Source organism: Niastella caeni, from assembly GCF_004834005.1.
Classification (GTDB): Bacteria; Bacteroidota; Bacteroidia; order Chitinophagales; family Chitinophagaceae; genus Niastella; species Niastella caeni.
Map to the genome: position 1 here is coordinate 533577 of NZ_STFF01000003.1, position 17393 is coordinate 550969.

General features: G+C 41.8%; 7 protein-coding genes. 2 read left to right on the forward strand and 5 right to left on the reverse strand.

Annotated features, from left to right (window positions below):
* Positions 1-650: 650 nt before the first annotated feature.
* Together FAM09_RS13455 and FAM09_RS13460 are read right to left on the reverse strand one after the other, a co-directional pair.
* On the reverse strand, positions 651-3617 hold the full coding sequence (locus tag FAM09_RS13455) for an alpha/beta hydrolase family protein (RefSeq protein ID WP_166437132.1): 2967 nt from the start codon (positions 3615-3617) through the stop codon (positions 651-653).
* A 742-nt stretch (positions 3618-4359) separates the two neighbouring features.
* A complete protein-coding gene (locus FAM09_RS13460) occupies positions 4360-7338 on the reverse strand; it encodes a S9 family peptidase (RefSeq protein WP_166437133.1) in 2979 nt (992 codons plus the stop codon).
* Positions 7339-7887: 549 nt separating this feature from the next.
* Here FAM09_RS13460 and FAM09_RS13465 point away from each other — a divergent pair.
* A complete protein-coding gene (locus tag FAM09_RS13465; protein ID WP_136577638.1) occupies positions 7888-8190 on the forward strand; it encodes a hypothetical protein in 303 nt (100 codons plus the stop codon).
* A 423-nt stretch (positions 8191-8613) separates the two neighbouring features.
* Positions 8614-9036: a hypothetical protein gene (locus FAM09_RS13470; protein WP_136577639.1), complete on the forward strand. Its 423-nt coding sequence runs from the start codon at positions 8614-8616 to the stop codon at positions 9034-9036.
* Between the two features lie 151 nt (positions 9037-9187).
* Here FAM09_RS13470 and FAM09_RS13475 read toward each other — a convergent pair whose 3' ends face one another.
* From FAM09_RS13475 to FAM09_RS13485, 3 genes are all read right to left on the reverse strand, one after another.
* The gene (locus tag FAM09_RS13475; protein WP_136577640.1) at positions 9188-9790 is read right to left on the reverse strand and encodes an RNA polymerase sigma factor; all 603 of its coding nucleotides are present in this window, start codon (positions 9788-9790) and stop codon (positions 9188-9190) included.
* A gap of 2862 nt (positions 9791-12652) precedes the next feature.
* Positions 12653-15028 carry a glycoside hydrolase family 127 protein gene (locus FAM09_RS13480; protein ID WP_136577641.1) on the reverse strand — a complete coding sequence of 792 codons (2376 nt, stop codon included), beginning with the start codon at positions 15026-15028 and terminating at the stop codon, positions 12653-12655.
* Between the two features lie 145 nt (positions 15029-15173).
* Entirely contained in the window at positions 15174-17306 is a 2133-nt protein-coding gene (locus FAM09_RS13485; protein ID WP_136577642.1) for a S9 family peptidase, read from the reverse strand.
* Between the last annotated feature and the right edge of the window lie 87 nt (positions 17307-17393).

The following is a 17393-nucleotide window of genomic DNA, read 5'->3' on the forward strand; positions in this document are numbered from 1 at the left end:
ACCAGAAGTAGATGTTTACAATAATTTAAATTCTGTTGCTATCAAATTAAAATCGGCCATAAGCTTTACAACTCTACTTCAGGATAATCCGCTGCATCAGACGCATATTCCAATTAAGGAATTCAAAACCAAATTTAGCTTTTTGATTAAAAATCACTTAATTATGAAAAAAATAAAATTCATGCTCTTTCCCTTACCCTTATTGCTATTATTGGTGGCGCACTGGCTTTTAAAACAAAATTTGTCGAAAGGTATTGTACAACAACCCCGAATACTTTCTTGTTCGTTCTATCCTGTTCGTATGGCCCTCTATGGAATCCAAAGGCAATAACTTGTACAAACATAGTATTAGAAAACCATACTACTACAGAGGCTAACCCAAATCCATTTTATTGTTACACAACTTATAACGGTATCCCCTGCGAAAATAGAACTTGTACTTTTTCATCGTACTTCAAGGCAAATCAATAACCAATACAAATATGTTTAAAAAGAGTAATTATTAATCAAAGCAGCCAGCTTAAAAATACAATATTAGTTGGCTGCCTTAATCTCAGAGTAAGGCTATTCAAAAAGCATTATTCAAAGTTAGTTTATTCACATTGCAAATTTCTAAAACCTCAATAAGAATGATTAGAAGGACAATATTTTTACTCCATGTTATTTTTTTTGCAAACTGAGCATTTTTTCCTACAATAACTTTTTGAATCCAGTTCAAAACGGCTCTCAATCCCTTTTAGTTTGTAAGGTATACCTTCAGTCATCCAACGCGGTGCAGGTGCATTCTTCAGGTAATGATCAAAAAACTGAGTGTATCTAATTGTAAAATCCCGTAAATCTTTTACCTTACCTATGGTATGGCCTTCTTCATCATACTGCAACCACCAAACTGGCTTTTCAAGACGGCGCAACGCAATATACATTTGAACTGCCTGTTCCACTGGTGCTCCATCCTTCTTACTGTGAAATTGAAGCAATGGTGATACTACCTTATCTGCAGATAAAACTGATGTATGATCCATCCAGGAAATTTTATTCAACCAAAGATTACCTAGCCCAGTCCCATAAGAATCAAGCTCTCCCCATTCTAACCTGCTACCTAAGTTATCACGCGCAAGGGACAACGAAAGATTTATAATATTAGTAGTACCTGCTCCGATAGACATAGCAGCAAAAGAATTAGAATGCGTAAACAAATAGTACCCAAATCTTCCTGAATTGCTATGCCCTGCCGCGCCCATATGCTCCCCATCAACATAGGAAAGGGTTTTAAGATAACGGGCTGCCCCCTCAATACTGTTCATGGTGCTAAGCCCCCAGTTCCCCGGGATGAAACGTATATCTGGTACAAATACTAAGTATCCATGACTCACCATCCAAGCGGGCTTTGCAAATATAACTGGTGAGCTTATATAATTCGGGGGAAGAAATTGATAAAGCTGATCAGATAAAGATGCGTAAAATGTTATAATCACCGGGTATTTTTTTGTGGAATCAAAATTTTCCGGCTTGTATAATACCCCCTGCCCCATTATACCATCTAAATGTTTATAAGAATGCAATTCTGTTGTAAACCAGTTATAGTTTTTTTGCGGTTGCAAGTGAGTTAATGGATGATAATTTTTAAAATCCTTAGTCACATAATAATTAGGTGCTTCAGTAGCTGTTTGCCGTTGTACGATCCAGATATTTGCATCGGCTGCTTTCACGGGATACATTCCACTCCCTGACCCACCGATACCATTCAGATTTTCCATAAAGCATGGCCCCATGTATAACTTTTCTGGCTTACCTGGCACTCCCAAGACCATGCGATAATAGCCATTGAACTTGCTTTGCCGGTTAAATGCTTTTAGTAACAGGGTGTCTTTACTCTTGTAAATCCCCATCTTTCCTTCACCACTTACCCGTATTATGATATTATGTTGCCGGCCATAGCCATTGGTGCAATTTACCGGTGGCTTATTCCCATAAAGATCAAGTTGCCAGATATCATAATTATCAGCTACTAACACACATCCTTCATCTTCCAGCCAACCTATCATTCGATCTACCGTATTATATGTCCGATTTGTATCTTCACTTCGTACTCCGAATTGAACAGAGGGAACTCTTCCTGATATATTAACCAGCTTCCCACTACGCAGATTGTAACTAAAATAATTACCGATCTTATCCCCATTAAAGAAAACCAGATATTCACCGTTGGGCGAAAATTGTACGCTGGGAGCTCCAACTTTCTCAGTTAATGACTTGCGGCTACCATCTTTAAGCGATACCACAAATGTTTTATTATTACCGCTCTCCCTTTCCCAAAAACGGTCATTATTGGATATGGTTTGCACAACGGCAACATCACCTGATATACCTCGGGTTATTATCTTTTCGTTCTCGCTTTCCAATTGAATAACCTTCATGTTCTCTGGATTTAGCACGGCAGTAAACTTTACAGCCTTATCGAGCAGGTAAGGTTGGGTCGATTGAAGAATGGTATCCATGTAGCTCCACACATCAACCTGAACAGCATCAGGATCTGTTACTTTCTTTTCTTTTGTGAGTGGTGCTAACGAAAACTGGATATATTGGTTATTATCTGTAAAAGAAGCCATTCCTTGTATCAATAACCCATCCTCGATTCCGATTGAATTGTCCTTTAACAACATTTCCGCTTTTTCCAAACCTACCCGCCAGTACCATATTGAGTTTTTCTTTGAACTGTCTTGCACCACAAAAACCAACTGTTTACCACTGTCGTCCAATTGCAAATCACTTATCGTACTATTATTACTACTCGCTTGCCATATTGGAATGGCCTTTCCATCAGACAAATCCACATACAGTAAACCACTTTGATTAGTTGATGAGTTTGAGATTATAAGTGATAATGCACTCCCGCTAACACTAAATCTATAACCAATTACAAATGAAAACCGATAAGCGATTCCTGTGCTTAAACAATAAACTACCAACTCTTTATCATTACTTAACTGATAAGCCAGACATTTGCCGGTTCTATCAAAACCATAATCGACAACTCCCGAAAAACGCTTTTCAATGCCGGTTAGCAGGTTTTGCAAAACCACGTCCTTATTTTTTAATTGGTATGCTATCCACTCATTTTTACCAGACAAGTTACCATTCAGCGGAACATGGTAACTTAAAACATCCTTCACCTTGCGGGGCCTGTCGTTGCCCAAGGCCATAAAACAAAGCTCTTCTTTATCCTGACAGAAGTACAGCTTGCTATCTGCAGAAAAAAAACCATTAACTGATCCACCTAATGATTGCCGCCATCCACTTATGGTTGATTGCAGCACAATACTGTCAACCTCACCTAATCTGTTAGTCGAAACACCGTATGCAATATATTGTCCATCCGGACTAATAGTTACGTTTTTACCAACCGGAAAACTCACCCAATTATCAATAGCATTAAAATCAAGTATCGGTTTCCCAAGCTGGGAGGATAATTGATGTGTATGACTCCAAACAAATCTACCCAGGTTCCAGCGCTCGTCGGCCTTCCCTTGAACATTCTTGTTTACCAAAATAGCATTATTCTGCGCCAATACATTTGAATTAATACCTAACAAAAAAAATAAAATCAATCGATTCATACTATTTTTTTTCAACCAATAATAATAAATCTTTCCAAATATATAGTTGACCATATGATCATTTAACTATACTATTTTGAAAAGAATAGAAATTACTCAAGTTACCTTTTAAAAAAACGTAAATATTTCACAAAATGGGATTACCGTGAGGCTTGATTGAATCTTAACAATTTACTCCCTGTTGCACTCTTGTTTTCTTTAATTCAATTATACAAACAGTTTCAATATATCTTTCCAAATAAAAAACCCTGATTGGCAAAAAAACTAACCGTAAATAGTAAAAAATAATACAAGAAAAACTTTATCTACCGAAATCCGGTACAAATCATAATGCATTGCAAGTCAAATTTGTTGGACATTATTATACAACAGAGACGTTGAATTGAAGTTGTTCGTATGATGGACCTTCTGGACCACGACCGTAAAATTAGAAAACAATACAACTACAAACGACAGATCAAAGCCTTTTTATTGCTATACAACCTTCAATGGAAATCTTTGCCAAGTTAGCCTTGTACATTCCCATCTCTCTTCGTGAAAAATAATTAACCAGTATACATATGGTAGTTAAACATAGTAATAAAATTATACTATTCATCAATCAAGACGGCCAGCTAAAAAATAAAATATTAGTTGGCCGCTTTGTACAAGAGGTAAGCTATCCACAAAGCATTATTCAAAGTAAGTTTATTGTATATTAACCTTCTTAAAAGCAATACAATTGATTATCAGCACAAAATTATTACTGTTTGAACTCCCTACTACTTTTTTTGCATACCATACATTTTTTTCCACAAGAACCTTCCCAATCTAGCTCATAACGACTCTCAATACCTTTAAGCCTATAAGGAATACCTTCAGTCATCCAACGCGGCGCTGGTGCACTCTTCAAGAAATGATCAAAAAATTGAGTATATCTAATAGTAAAATCCCTTAAATCCTTAACCTTACTTATGGTATGGCCTTCATCATCATACTGTAACCACCACGCCGGTTTTGCAAGACGGCGCAAGGCTATGTACATTTGAACTGAACTTAATAAAGCATTGTCTTTTTTATTTTGAAAAATCAATAAAGGACTAATCGCCTTATCGATATGCAAAACAGCTGTATGATCCATCCACAAATCCTTGTTTTGCCAAAGATTGCCAAGCCCTCCCGATCCATAGGCGCTACATTCATGCCATTCTAAATTACTCTCTTCTTTGCCTCTTGATTGAAGTAATAAAGCAGAACTCAATAGATTCGGAGCTCCTCCCCCCATCGACATGGCCGCAAAAGATTTCGAATGCGTAAACAAATAGTAGCCAAATCTTCCGGAATTACTATGACCTGCCGCCCCCATACGCTCACCATCAACATAGGAAAGAGTTTTGAGATACCTTGCAGCCCCCTCAATGCTGTTCATAGTGCTGAGGCCCCAGTTGCCCGGGATGAAACGTATATCTGGTACGAATACCAGGTATCCATGGCTCACCATCCAGGCGGGTCTTGCAAATATAACCGGAGAGCTTATATAATTGGGGGGAAGAAATTGATACAACTGGTCGGATAAAGCTGCATAAAAAGAAATAACCACCGGATACTTTTTTGTGGGATCAAAATTTTCCGGCCTGTACAAGACACCTTTGCCCAAAGTACCATCTAAATGTCTATAAGAATGCAACTCCGTTGTAAGCCAGTTGTAGTTTTTTTGCGGTTGTAGATGAGTTAGAGGTTTATAATCTTTAAAATCCCTTGTCACAAAATAATTAGGCGCTTCAGTAGCTGTTTGCCGCTGCACGATCCATATACTTGCATCGGCTGCTTTCATGGGAAACATTCCACTACCCGATCCACTGATACCATTCAGGTTTTCCATAAAACATGGTCCCATGTATAACTTCTCAGGATTCCCTGGCACGCCCAAGACCATGCGATAATAACCATTGAACTTGGTTCGCTGGTTAAATGCTTTTAGTAGCAGTGTGTCTTTATTGCTGTAAACGCCCATCCCTGCTTCGCCACTTATCCGAAATATGGTTTTATGTTGCCTGCCATAGCCTTTGGTAAAATTTACCGGCGGCTTTTTCCCATCAAGATCTAGCTGCCAGATATCATAATTATCAGCCACCAGCAATCCCTTTTCTCCCAGCCAACCGATCATTTGATCCACTGTAATATACGTCAGTGAGGGATCTTCACTTCGTATACCGAATTGACCTGAGGGAACTCTGGCGGATATATTGACCAGTTTACCATTGCGCAGGTTATAACTAAAATAGTTACCGATCTTATCGCCATTAAAAAAAATAAAATAATTACCATCGGGCGAAAATCGTACACTGGGAACTCCAACTTTCTCAGTTAATGGCTTACGGCTACCATCATTAAAAAACACCACAAATGTTCTATTATTGCCATTCTCCTTTTCCCAAAAACGGTCATTATCGGATTTTGTTTGCACAATTGCGACATCACCCGATATACCCCTGATTATTAGCTTCTCGTTCTCTTTTTCCAGTTGGATAACCATCCCATTAGCAAGATCCAACACAGCAGTAAACTTTGCCTGCTCCTTGAGCAGGTAGGGCTGGGTTGACTGAAGAATAGTGTCCTTGTAGTTCCACACATCAACCTGAACTGCATCAGTATCTATTCCTTTCTCCTCTTTTATTTGAGGTGCTAAATAAAATTGGATATAGTGGTTATTATCTGTAAAAGAGGCTTTTCCTTGTATTAATAACCCAACTGCTATCCCGACTGAATTGTCTTTTAGCTTCATCACCGCTTTTTCCATCCCTTCCCGCCAATACCATATTGAATTTTTCCTTGAACTATCTTGAACTACAAAAACAACCTGTTTACCAGCACCGTCCAGTTGCAAATCGCTAATTGTATTATCATTATCACTCGTCTCCCAGATCGAAATTGCTTTTCCATCAGATAAATCTACATATTGCAATCCACTTCGATTAACCGATGAGCTTGAGGTTTTAAGCAATAAAACACTGCCATTACCATCAAAACTATATCCATTTACAGACGAAAACGTGAATTCAGATCCAAAACTTAAATTATAAACTACCAACTCTTTATCATTGCCTAACTGATAGGTCAGCCATTTACCAGTTCTATCAAAACCATAATTAATGACTCCCTCAAAACGCTTTTCCTTGCCGGTAAGCAGGTTTTGCAAAACCACGTCCTTATTTTTTAATTGATATGCTATCCACTCATTCTTACCAGACAAATTACCATTCAATGGAACATTAAAACTTAAAACGTCTTTCACCTTTCGGTTCTGGTCGCTGCCCAAAGTCATAAAACAAAGTTCTTCCTTATCCTGAAAAAAATACAGTTTGCTATCTGCAGAAAAAAAACCTGCATTTGATCCAACAATTGCTTGCCGCCATTCACTTACAGTTGATTGCAGCACAACACTATCGACCTCACCTAATCTGTTAGTCGAGATGCCATAAATGATATATTGCCCATTACGGCTGATAGTTACATTTTTGCCAACAGGGAAACTCATCCAATTATCAATGGCATTAAAATCAAGTATCGGTTTGCCAGGCTTGGATGATAACTGATGCGTATGGCTCCAAACAAATTTATCCAGGTTCCAGCGTTCATCTCCCTTTACTTGTATACTTTTATTAATCAGCATATCATTATGCTGTGCCCACAAAACATCTAAATTAATACCTAACAAAAAAAATAATATTAATCGCTTCATATTTATTTTCATTCAATCAATGGTAATAAATCTTTTCAAAAACATAGATTATTATATTATCGATTAACTATACAATATTAAAATGGAAATCTTTTTTAGATTCCCACCAATTTAAAACCCTGATTGACAAAAAACCTAACCGCAAAAAGTAACAAATTTTAAAACAAGAAAGGCATAAGCTATCGAAGAAAGGAAATAAGACCGACATCCGGTTACAAAGACATATTGCATGCAACTGATATCTCTCATGCTTCACTTAGTTTTTACAACTCTGCGTGTAATAAGTAATTAGCAAATCAATTTATGATCAGATATTGCAAACTATGATTAAAAAACACTTTTTATTAAAATTCACATAAAGTAGATTGCATTTAAATATTGAGTAAATATTTTTGCTTTTGCTACAGTCGATGCATGCGAAGACGGTAGAGATTTAATGAACAGCTTCAACATTATTTTGCCGAGTTAACCCGCTGCCGGCAGATAAATCTCACTTAGGCGGAAAATTAAAACCAAAGTTTAGCTTTTTGATAAAAAAGCACTTAAATTATGAAAAAAATAAAAATCATGCTGTTTTCTCTTGCGCTTATAGCTGTTGTAGGTGGCGCACTAGCTTTTAAAGCCAAATTTGTTGAAGAGTATTGTACTACAACTACATTGAACGGAACTTGTTCATATAATGGACCTACTGGAGCACCACGTCCATTAACCTGCACGGATGTAGTTATGGAAAACTCTACAAATACAGACGATTTCAATAAGCCCTTTTATTGTTATACGACTTCAAACGGAAGTCCCTGCCAAAATAGAACTTGTACTAATTCATCGTACTTCAAGGCAAATGATGAGTAAATCACCATACGTCATGTAGTTATAAATAGTATTACTAATCAAGCCGGCCAGCTAAAGAATAAAATATTGGTTGGCCGCCTTGCACAAAAAGCAGGCTACATATAAAGCATTATTCAAAGTAAGTTTATTGTCCTATTAAACCTCTTAAAATTAAACGAATGATTATCAGCACAACCTTTACTAGTTGAACCATATTGATACATGATAAAATATTTTCAAATCCTATAATAGTATCAATCTTTGAGACAACCATAAGTAAGTCCTGAATTAACAAAAAAAACAGCTAAATTAAAGATATCCCTAAGGCTTAATTCCCCCCCTTGACCTCCATCAACTTCTTCCCCCCAAACCAAATAAAAAAAACATGCACAACCGAAGTTCTTCCTAAATTAACGCTTCGGATAACCATTAAACCAATAAACCATGATGGAAGTCATTCTTCGGGCGGCAGAGTTCTCGGAGATCTGGGAGCCGGAAGGTACCTTGCTGAGAGAGAGCAATGAAGTGCTTTTTTGTATGCAGGTATATAGCTCAGCTAAGGGCAACCCGGTACTCCTGGTGCATGTGGCCTTCGTTTTCAACCTGTTCATGTGCAAACACCCCTTTGAAGTAGCTACTGCTCACTGCTATTTTGAAATTAGTAAAGACCGCGACATCCTCCTTATGGAACTATACCGCATAGCGTTAAAAGCGGCCGATACGCTAAACAAACATATCCGCGCAAAAAACACTCCGTACTTAGAAGGTGAAGTATTTCCGGTAGCACCGCCTGATTATGTACGACATCAATTAATGCATACCCTGAGCTGGTTGAATCAACCTTCCCCTATTTACTATTACTATTGAAAAAATCAGGGATATGTACAGCACACATCTTTCTTTGATCTGGCCTTCTTTCCTTCTGGTTTTACACGCAACATCTCCGTAGTGACCGTAGTGACCGACCAACAGCACAATGAAAAAGGCAACAAGGCATAAAGGCAATTTTGAAGCAGGGTTAATCGGTGAATAATTTTCTTATGCAGAACAGTCCCGCTATAAACGGCAGCAGCTTTTTATCTATCAACACATTCCGTAACTGCTTCAACGCTTTGAGCTTGTTATTGTACACCGCAGCAGGGGTCATCTTTAATTTGCGGGCAATGGCCTGGCTATCCAGCCCGTCTATATAAAACAGTTTGAACACATTCTTTCGCACCGGCGGTAAACATTCTATCTCCCGGTACACTTCCATCAAAAATTCACTGCGCACCATCTGCGCCAGCACATAATCATCTTTCTCGTCACTTAACGTACTGAGCTCCTGCTCCGATTGCCGGTGCCGCTTCACAGCATCCAGGTACTTCAAACACTTGTTTCTAACGGTAATAAACAGAAAGGCCTTGATGTTATTCATGGTCACAAAATCGGTATTGCGCCGCAACAAGATCTCTAACGTTACCACCGCTATATCTTCCGCCTCCGCCGCATGCTGCGTAATGCGGTAAGCAAAATAATACAGATGGGTAAAGTACATGTCGTAGATCTTCTTGAGCGCCGTGGTGTCCCCCTCATTGAATCGCCTTACCAACAACTCATCAGAATTTTGCCCTGCTTTCAATATATCAATGATTTATTTAAACAAAATGTTGGTTTTGTTCAAACACATGCTACTAACCAATTGCGTCCAGGTATACACATGGGCTGCAATTATTTTACTTTCAGTTTGTTAAAAACAGATTACACCTGATTCACGAAGCATAGTTTAAAAGGAAAAACGGTTTGGCAGGATAGGTAATAGCAAGTTGAGAAAATTACCTTTGATTACAATGGGCTTTCCCAAAAGATTGATGTTGGTCAAGAACGGTATGAGCACTTATTGAAGATCGTTTATTGCAAATTGCATATGCCCTTCTTCGAGACTGAGCAAAGACAGCCCTTACCCTTCTTCGCAAATCCTTCGCAAGTTCTTCGCAAATTTGCGAAGAAGCCTAAGAGGATCCTAAAAGAAGTCTAAAAGAACTTGCGAAGAAATCCACCACTATTCATTGGATCCCGGACAAATGCTTCAACTGGTAATCTTATAGCCTGCGTACTGCCTGGCCATGGCCTGGGGAAGGCCTACGCATTGCCTTGGCGCACCAGGGTTCCTGTAGGGTCTGTAGGCAATACCGGTACAATGCCCAGGCCATATCCTTACCACCAGGCTACCAGTTTGGCACAATGACAGTACCCCAATTGCAGGCCTCACGTTCGGGTCGCGGCCGGGTTGGCTCCCGTTTTTCCTTTGACTTTCTTCGGAGATTGTTCGGAACGCTATAGGGAACTCCCGAACACACCCCAAGGAAAACCCGAAGAATTCCCGAACAAAACCCGGCCCCATACAGGGCAGATACCGGTAAATTCCCGAAGAAAAATCTGGCTGATAATGGTACGCATAAGCAGTAGCCCAATATATCAACTGAGCTATAGCGTTAGAGAAAATATTTAGCATGGCTGGATGAGGAAAATAGCAGAATGATAGATTTCGGATAAGGATAAGGTTTCTATATCGTTATAGAAAACGCAGCAGAAAGCCCAAGTCAAAAAGCCGAAAGCAAAACCCATAAAAATCCAAAAAGACAAATGTTGAAATTGGGACTCCACCGGAATTTCGACCGGCCGGGCATGTTCCTGGTGTTCAACCCCATAATTACCGCTGTAGTATGCATAGCCCGTACTCACCTTAAAGCGGGCCGGCGCGTAACATAACCCAAACGTAATTGCACAGACACTAAACTTCACTTCGCCTGAAAGCATGCGTATCCCAAACACGATCGTTACCTGGGTTTTTATGCAGCAATCGCCTGCACGAATAATGTGTTCGTATTCGGCAAGCGGCATTAATAAAATGGCAATAAATAATTTTAAACAGGCGGGTTAGAAATAGAAAAAAGGCGGGTTATCATTTTTAAATAAATGTGCGTTCGATAAATCTTATTATCGAGTTGACGAAGATTAAGTTTTTTCTTCTGACCACATTATGGTATCAAAAAATATTTTACGGAAATGTAATTTCGCTGCAGAAACTTGTTGAACCGATAATGTGTAACGAATTACAACAACGTTGATAATTATTTCCCAATAATTCTCCCCTACTGAAAGGTCCTTGGTTAAATGGTTACAGAATCTCCGATTAACTAGTTCATAGTTCAGGTTCGTAGAAGTCTCTTCTCTCTGATTAGTATGCAACGGCCGAAGACAGCGGTCCAAAAAATTTTATGGCGCAGTACAAATGTCAATAGTTGACCCATGCCATGGGTATGCTATATACTATCCGCAAGTTCTTTAACATATTGAACGAGCCACCAGGGGCCTCCGAAATTAAAACCGGAGTTACTGATCATGTTACACTTTTCTGCTCTCGTCATTCCATTTAAGAAAATTCTCTCCAAAATGAGACAAAAGCGAAACAAATCAAAAATGCCCCGGGAGAACAGGCCTAAAAAAAGGAGAAACATCCCCTGTAAGGTTCTGCCTCTCCTTATCAGCCCTATGGCCATCAAGATGTCCATAGATTCGTGGTGGGTATTTGCCATTTATGTGTTAATTCTTGTGTTGATTTACCGTCTAATCAAGGACTAACATCGGGCAATCCCCCACTACTACCCGGGTTTTTAAACCAGGGTAATTATTTAAGGTGTAGGTTAAGGTAGCCGGGTTCCCCCCGGTTACCGCCTCACTTTAATTAATTGCTTACCATACCGTACTTCATACATCATCTCCGTCATAACTTCACCGGTAGAAAATAATTGGATCAACAGTTTATATAAAAGTTTAAAAAGCTGAGCAGCTTACTCTTTTCACAAAACGACTTTGAATTAAGGTTTACGTTTGAATGCAAAATTTGAACCAGCTTACATTTTCATCCGCGCAGAATCTGCTATTTCTGGTTTCGCTCTTTTCCGGGCTGGTAATTTTAGGGATATTCAGAAGGATCATTCAGGGTAAAGATTTGTCATTAAAACTTGTTTAAATTAATAGATTAGGTATAACTGTTAGAAAGCCGGACCATTACTAAATTAAAGCAATCTGTTCCCTCTGCAAAAACTTATTCCGGGTAACTGCCAGCCTGATTTACTAAGTCCTTGAACCTGTGTCGCTTTCAATGAAAATAAATTTCAATAAAGATGTAATTATGGTTGATAATAAAAAACGGGAAAAACACCCTATTTTATTTACTAAATTTTTTACCTGAATATTGTACGCCTGGCGCGCCCGCTTACAGGTAAAAAAGCGCCAATTCCGTCAATAGGCACGATACGTCCTTCTCCCCCACTTTACGGCTTTACCGGGTGCACACGCAGGATGGTAATCTCCGCCGCCTCCCCATCCGCCTGCAGAATTTGAAGATTTGAGAATTTGAAAATGATTATGAACAATTATAAGTTACTCGATGTCACGGGTTCCATTTTCAAATTTTCAAATTAGCTCATTATCAAATTCACTCAACTATCCATTCATGTATTCCCGTAGCATAATCAACTTGCAATTGTACTTCCAACTTCAACCCGGTTGTAGCCACCGGTTCAAAGGTTACAGAGTTGTATTTGTCTTTGGCTATTTCATAGTCGGTCGTGTTCTTCACCGGTACCCATTGTCCGTCCTTTCTGTAATAGATGGTCCATTTGGCCGGGATGCGGCAACCGCCCCAGGGACCATCATCGAACCAATAGACCTTGCACGAAGAAACGGTACGCTCGCTGTTAAGATCATACTGCACCCATTCGGTGGTATTCTTTTTGGGCCACCAATGAAAATACGGCACCGAGTTGTCTTTTGAATCGGCCGGTTCAAACTGGTCGTTCACCGCCATGATGCTTCTCGACCTGATGCTGGCCGTTACCTTGCTGGTATAGGCAACAGTAGGCGCTGGTTGCGGCCGTGATGCGGCCTGGGTATACGGGATCCACACTTCCATTTCGCCCGCACCGCGATTGTCCCAGGCATAATAGGGTATGGCAGTAACCTGCTGTTTGCTGGTAATTAATTCGGCGGTATTGAGCTGGCGTTTAGCGCTGCTGCCCGCCATGGTAATGGTGTTGATGCCATTGAGGAGATCGCCTTTATAGCTCACCTGCATTGGCGCGTTCCTATCTACCACAATATTCTGTACGATGCTGTCTTTATTGTCCCACCCTTCCAGGCAATATACTACCGGTCCGTATTGAATGGCGAAGCGCCCTTCATTTGCCTTTACCTGCTGGTTCGCGTATACGTGTTGCGGTTGCATGGGCAGCTCAACGGTTATCCTGTCGCCTTTTTGCCAGGTGCGTTGCAGCACGGCGTATCCTTTAACTGTTTTTATTGAGAAAGGTTTGCCGTTCACAGTAATGGCAATGGCTTTCGGTTCTTCCGCAATGGAATACAATTCACCGGTTACCGGCTTTCCTTCCGCCCAGCCCGGGATGCGAATATGCAGGGCAAAGGCAGTGGGTTTGGTTACATCTACTTTCATTTCTACACGGCCATTCCACGGATAGTTGGTGTTCTGCGTGAGCTGTACTTTCCCTGCCGGTAATTTAATTTCGCTGCTGTTGCTCATGAACAGGTTCACATAGAGATTGTTCCTGTTCTGTGCATACACATACCCAGGCACGGAGGGCAGGAAGCGTGTCATATTGGAAATACAGCAGGCGCAGGAGAACCAGCCGCTGCGGTCATGCTGCCCCACCGACGCGAGCGGATTGGGATAAAAGAACCGCGTGCCGTTTAACGACATTCCCGACAAAAGCCCATTGTACAGCGTGCGTTCCAACACATCGATATATTTGGCATCACCATGCAACAGGAACATGCGGCTGTTCCAGTATACGTTCGCTATGGCGGCACAGGTTTCGGCATAGGCGCTCATATTGGGCAGGTAAAAAGCATCGCCAAACGCCTCGCCGTTGTTGGTGGCGCCAATTCCGCCAGTTATGTACAGTTTCTTTGTTACCACATCATTCCAGATGGCATCGATGGCTTTCAGATAGGCGGTGTCGCCGGTGAGCGCGGCTATATCGGCCATGCCGCTGTACATATAGGCTGCCCGTACAGCGTGGCCCACCGCTTCGGTTTGATCAACCACCCGTTTATTGGCCTGGTTGTATGCATCCCCATGCGGACCGCGCACATCGAGAAAGAATTTGGCGAGGTCCAGGTATTTTTTGTTGCCGGTGATGCGATAGAGTTTCGCCAGTCCGATCTCCACGATCTGGTGACCGGGATAGATCTCCAGCTTACCCCAGCCAAAATCCTTGCACAGCAGGTCGGCATTCTTCAACGCGATGTTCAGCAGGTTCTTTTTACCGGTGGCATTGTGATGTGCATAAGCAGCTTCGTATAAATGACCTGAATTATATAGTTCATGGCTTAAGATGGAATCCTTTACCCAGCGTTTGTCGCCGACCCAATCGTGCGGTTTCGCAGGTTTAATGGTGCGAAAGGTGAACAGGTAGCCATCGGGCTCCTGCGCCAGGCCGATGATGTCGATCAAAGAATCGAGGTATTTAGATAATGTGGCATTGGGCGCTACCTGCAAGGCATAGGAAGCGCCTTCGATCCATTTGTAAACGTCGGTATCATCAAAGGTAAATTCGGAGCAGACCTTGTTCTCGCGTTTTCCCGCCGCCGCCAGGAAATTGTCGATGCGTCCATGCTCTTTACACATTTTGAGAATGTAAGGAATGGTGACAGTGGCGTTGATATTCATTTTAGGCTGCCAGAAATGATCGTTTACTTTTACCTGGGTAAATGATACGGGTTGGATGGGATAGTCTTTGGACTGTGCAAAGGTGGCGAGGGGGAAAAGTAGTATAAATAGGTTTCTTAAGGTCATTGTTAAAATATTGAATATCGAATATGGAATGCCGAATATCGAAGTGAAAGGCAAAGAAATTAAGAATGAAAAATGTTAAATGAAAAATGAGAAAGTGAAAGCCAGGAATACGTGAGATCATTCACCATTGACCATTGACCATTCATCATTGACCATTCACCATCTTGTTCCGATCGGGTGGATCAACACCTAGTAAATGTTTAACAAAAAAGTCTCTTTTCTTAATCCTCCCATAGGGTCCGCCGTCGCTGTGGCCCATGCCGGGGATCACCAGCAGGTCGAACACTTTGCCAGCCTTGATCAACGCACTGGCAAACCGCAAGGTACTTTCCGGCGGCACATTGGTATCGGCCTCGCCTACGATGAGCAGCAACGCACCCTGCAATTTACCGGCATTGGTGATATTGCTTTGCGCGGCATAATGCGGTCCCACCGGGTATCCCATCCACTGCTCATTCCACCATTGTTTATCAATGCGGTTATCGTGACAACCGCAGGCCGACACGGCCGCTTTGTAAAATTCAGGATGGAATAACAGGGCGCCGGCTGCATTTTGTCCACCGGCCGAAGTACCATACAGTCCCACGCGCGACGTATCCACATAGGGATACTTTTTAGCCAGCGCTTTGATCCATACGATCCTGTCGGGCAAACCTGCATCGGCGAGGTTCTTCCAGCACACATCATGAAATGCTTTGCTCCTGTTGGCGGTGCCCATGCCATCGCATTGCACCACAATAAAACCGAGGTTCGCCATGGATTGCATTTCCCAATTGGTAAAAAAACGCTTGGGCGTAAACGCATCCTGCGGACCTGCATAGATGTTCTCGATGACCGGGTATTTTTTAGTGCTGTCGAAGTTCGGTGGGCGGCAAACAACGCCCCAGATATCGGTGAGGCCGTCGCGCCCTTTGGCCACAAATACTTCGGGTTTGGGAATACCCAGTTTTTTTTCATAAGCGGTTATATCAGCCCGTTCTATTACGGAAATCAGTTTACCATCTTTTGTGCGACGCAATTCCGTTACTGACGGCAGATCAGGCCGGGAATAATTATCGAGGTAATATTGCCGGTCGGGCGAGAACGTGCACAGGTGACTGGCATTCGCCGGCGTAAGCGACACGAGGTTCTTTCCATCAAAACCGATGCGGTAATGATGGGCATTGTAGGGGTCTTCACCGGGGTTCATGCCGCTGGCCAGGAACCAGATCTCGCGTTTGGTTTCATCGATGCTGTCTATTTTTCGCACCACCCAGTTGCCGCTGGTAATGGCGTTTTTGACGCCGCCCTTTACGGCATCTACCAGGTACAAATGATTATAGCCATCCTTTTCGCTGCTCCAGATGATCTCGTTTGTTTTGGCCGTGTACCAGGTAAAAATGCGGCTTTCGTAAATAAAAGTATTTGTTTTTTCCTCGATGAGGTTGCGGGTAGCGCCGGTGTTGGCATTCACTTCAATGATGCGGAAACGCTGGTGACCGCGGTCGGCCTTTTCGAAAGTAAAAAAGTTATTGTCGTTCTGGCGCCAGTTGATCCAGGGGAAATCGAGAAAATCGTACAGTTCGGTATCCACCTTCACCAGCTTTTTATCGGCCACATTAATGGTGAAGATCTCGTAGGCCGTAAATGGATCGCCGGGTTGTGCATACTCATGCGACCTCAATATACCACGGGTGGAAGTATCTACCGACGACAACACATAATACACCGGTTTCTCAGCAACGGGAAAGATATGGTACACGACGAAGTGTTTGCTGTCGGGCGACCATTGGACTTGTCCGTACGGGTTAGTAGTATCGCCATTACTGGTGCATTGCACCGCTTCCCCACCCTGTGCCGGGCGCAGGAACACATTACCGGCTTTAATGGTGGCGATCCATTGTTTATCGGGCGAGCAGCTATCGGAAGGACGTTGGCGTTCCCAGCGGCTTCTGATGCCGCCGGAGATAAAGCCATTGTCTTTCGTAGAAACCAATTTAGAGGTATCGGTGATCCTGGTTTTAACACCGGTGCGGGCATCTACATAGAAATATTCCAGGGCGCTATCTGCAAGGATGTTCTTGTACCAGAAACCTTTGTTATCGGGTTGCCAGTGTGCTCTGACGTTATTCTTTAAGACGGAATTCTTTACCAGGGAATCGAGCCGGGCAGCGTTCTTGTAGGCGGTCAGCACTTCCTGCCGCGAGGGTTGATAAAATGGCAGCGATTGCGCCCCGGCAGTGTGAAAGCCCACTATTAACAATAGAAAAATTAGCCTGGTTGCCCGGTAAAGCAGCATTGCGTTAATTTTAAGTTAGTAAAAGTTAAAATTAACGCAATGCCAGTGGGTTATGATTAAGCGGGCTAACAGGTTGTTTACCGATAT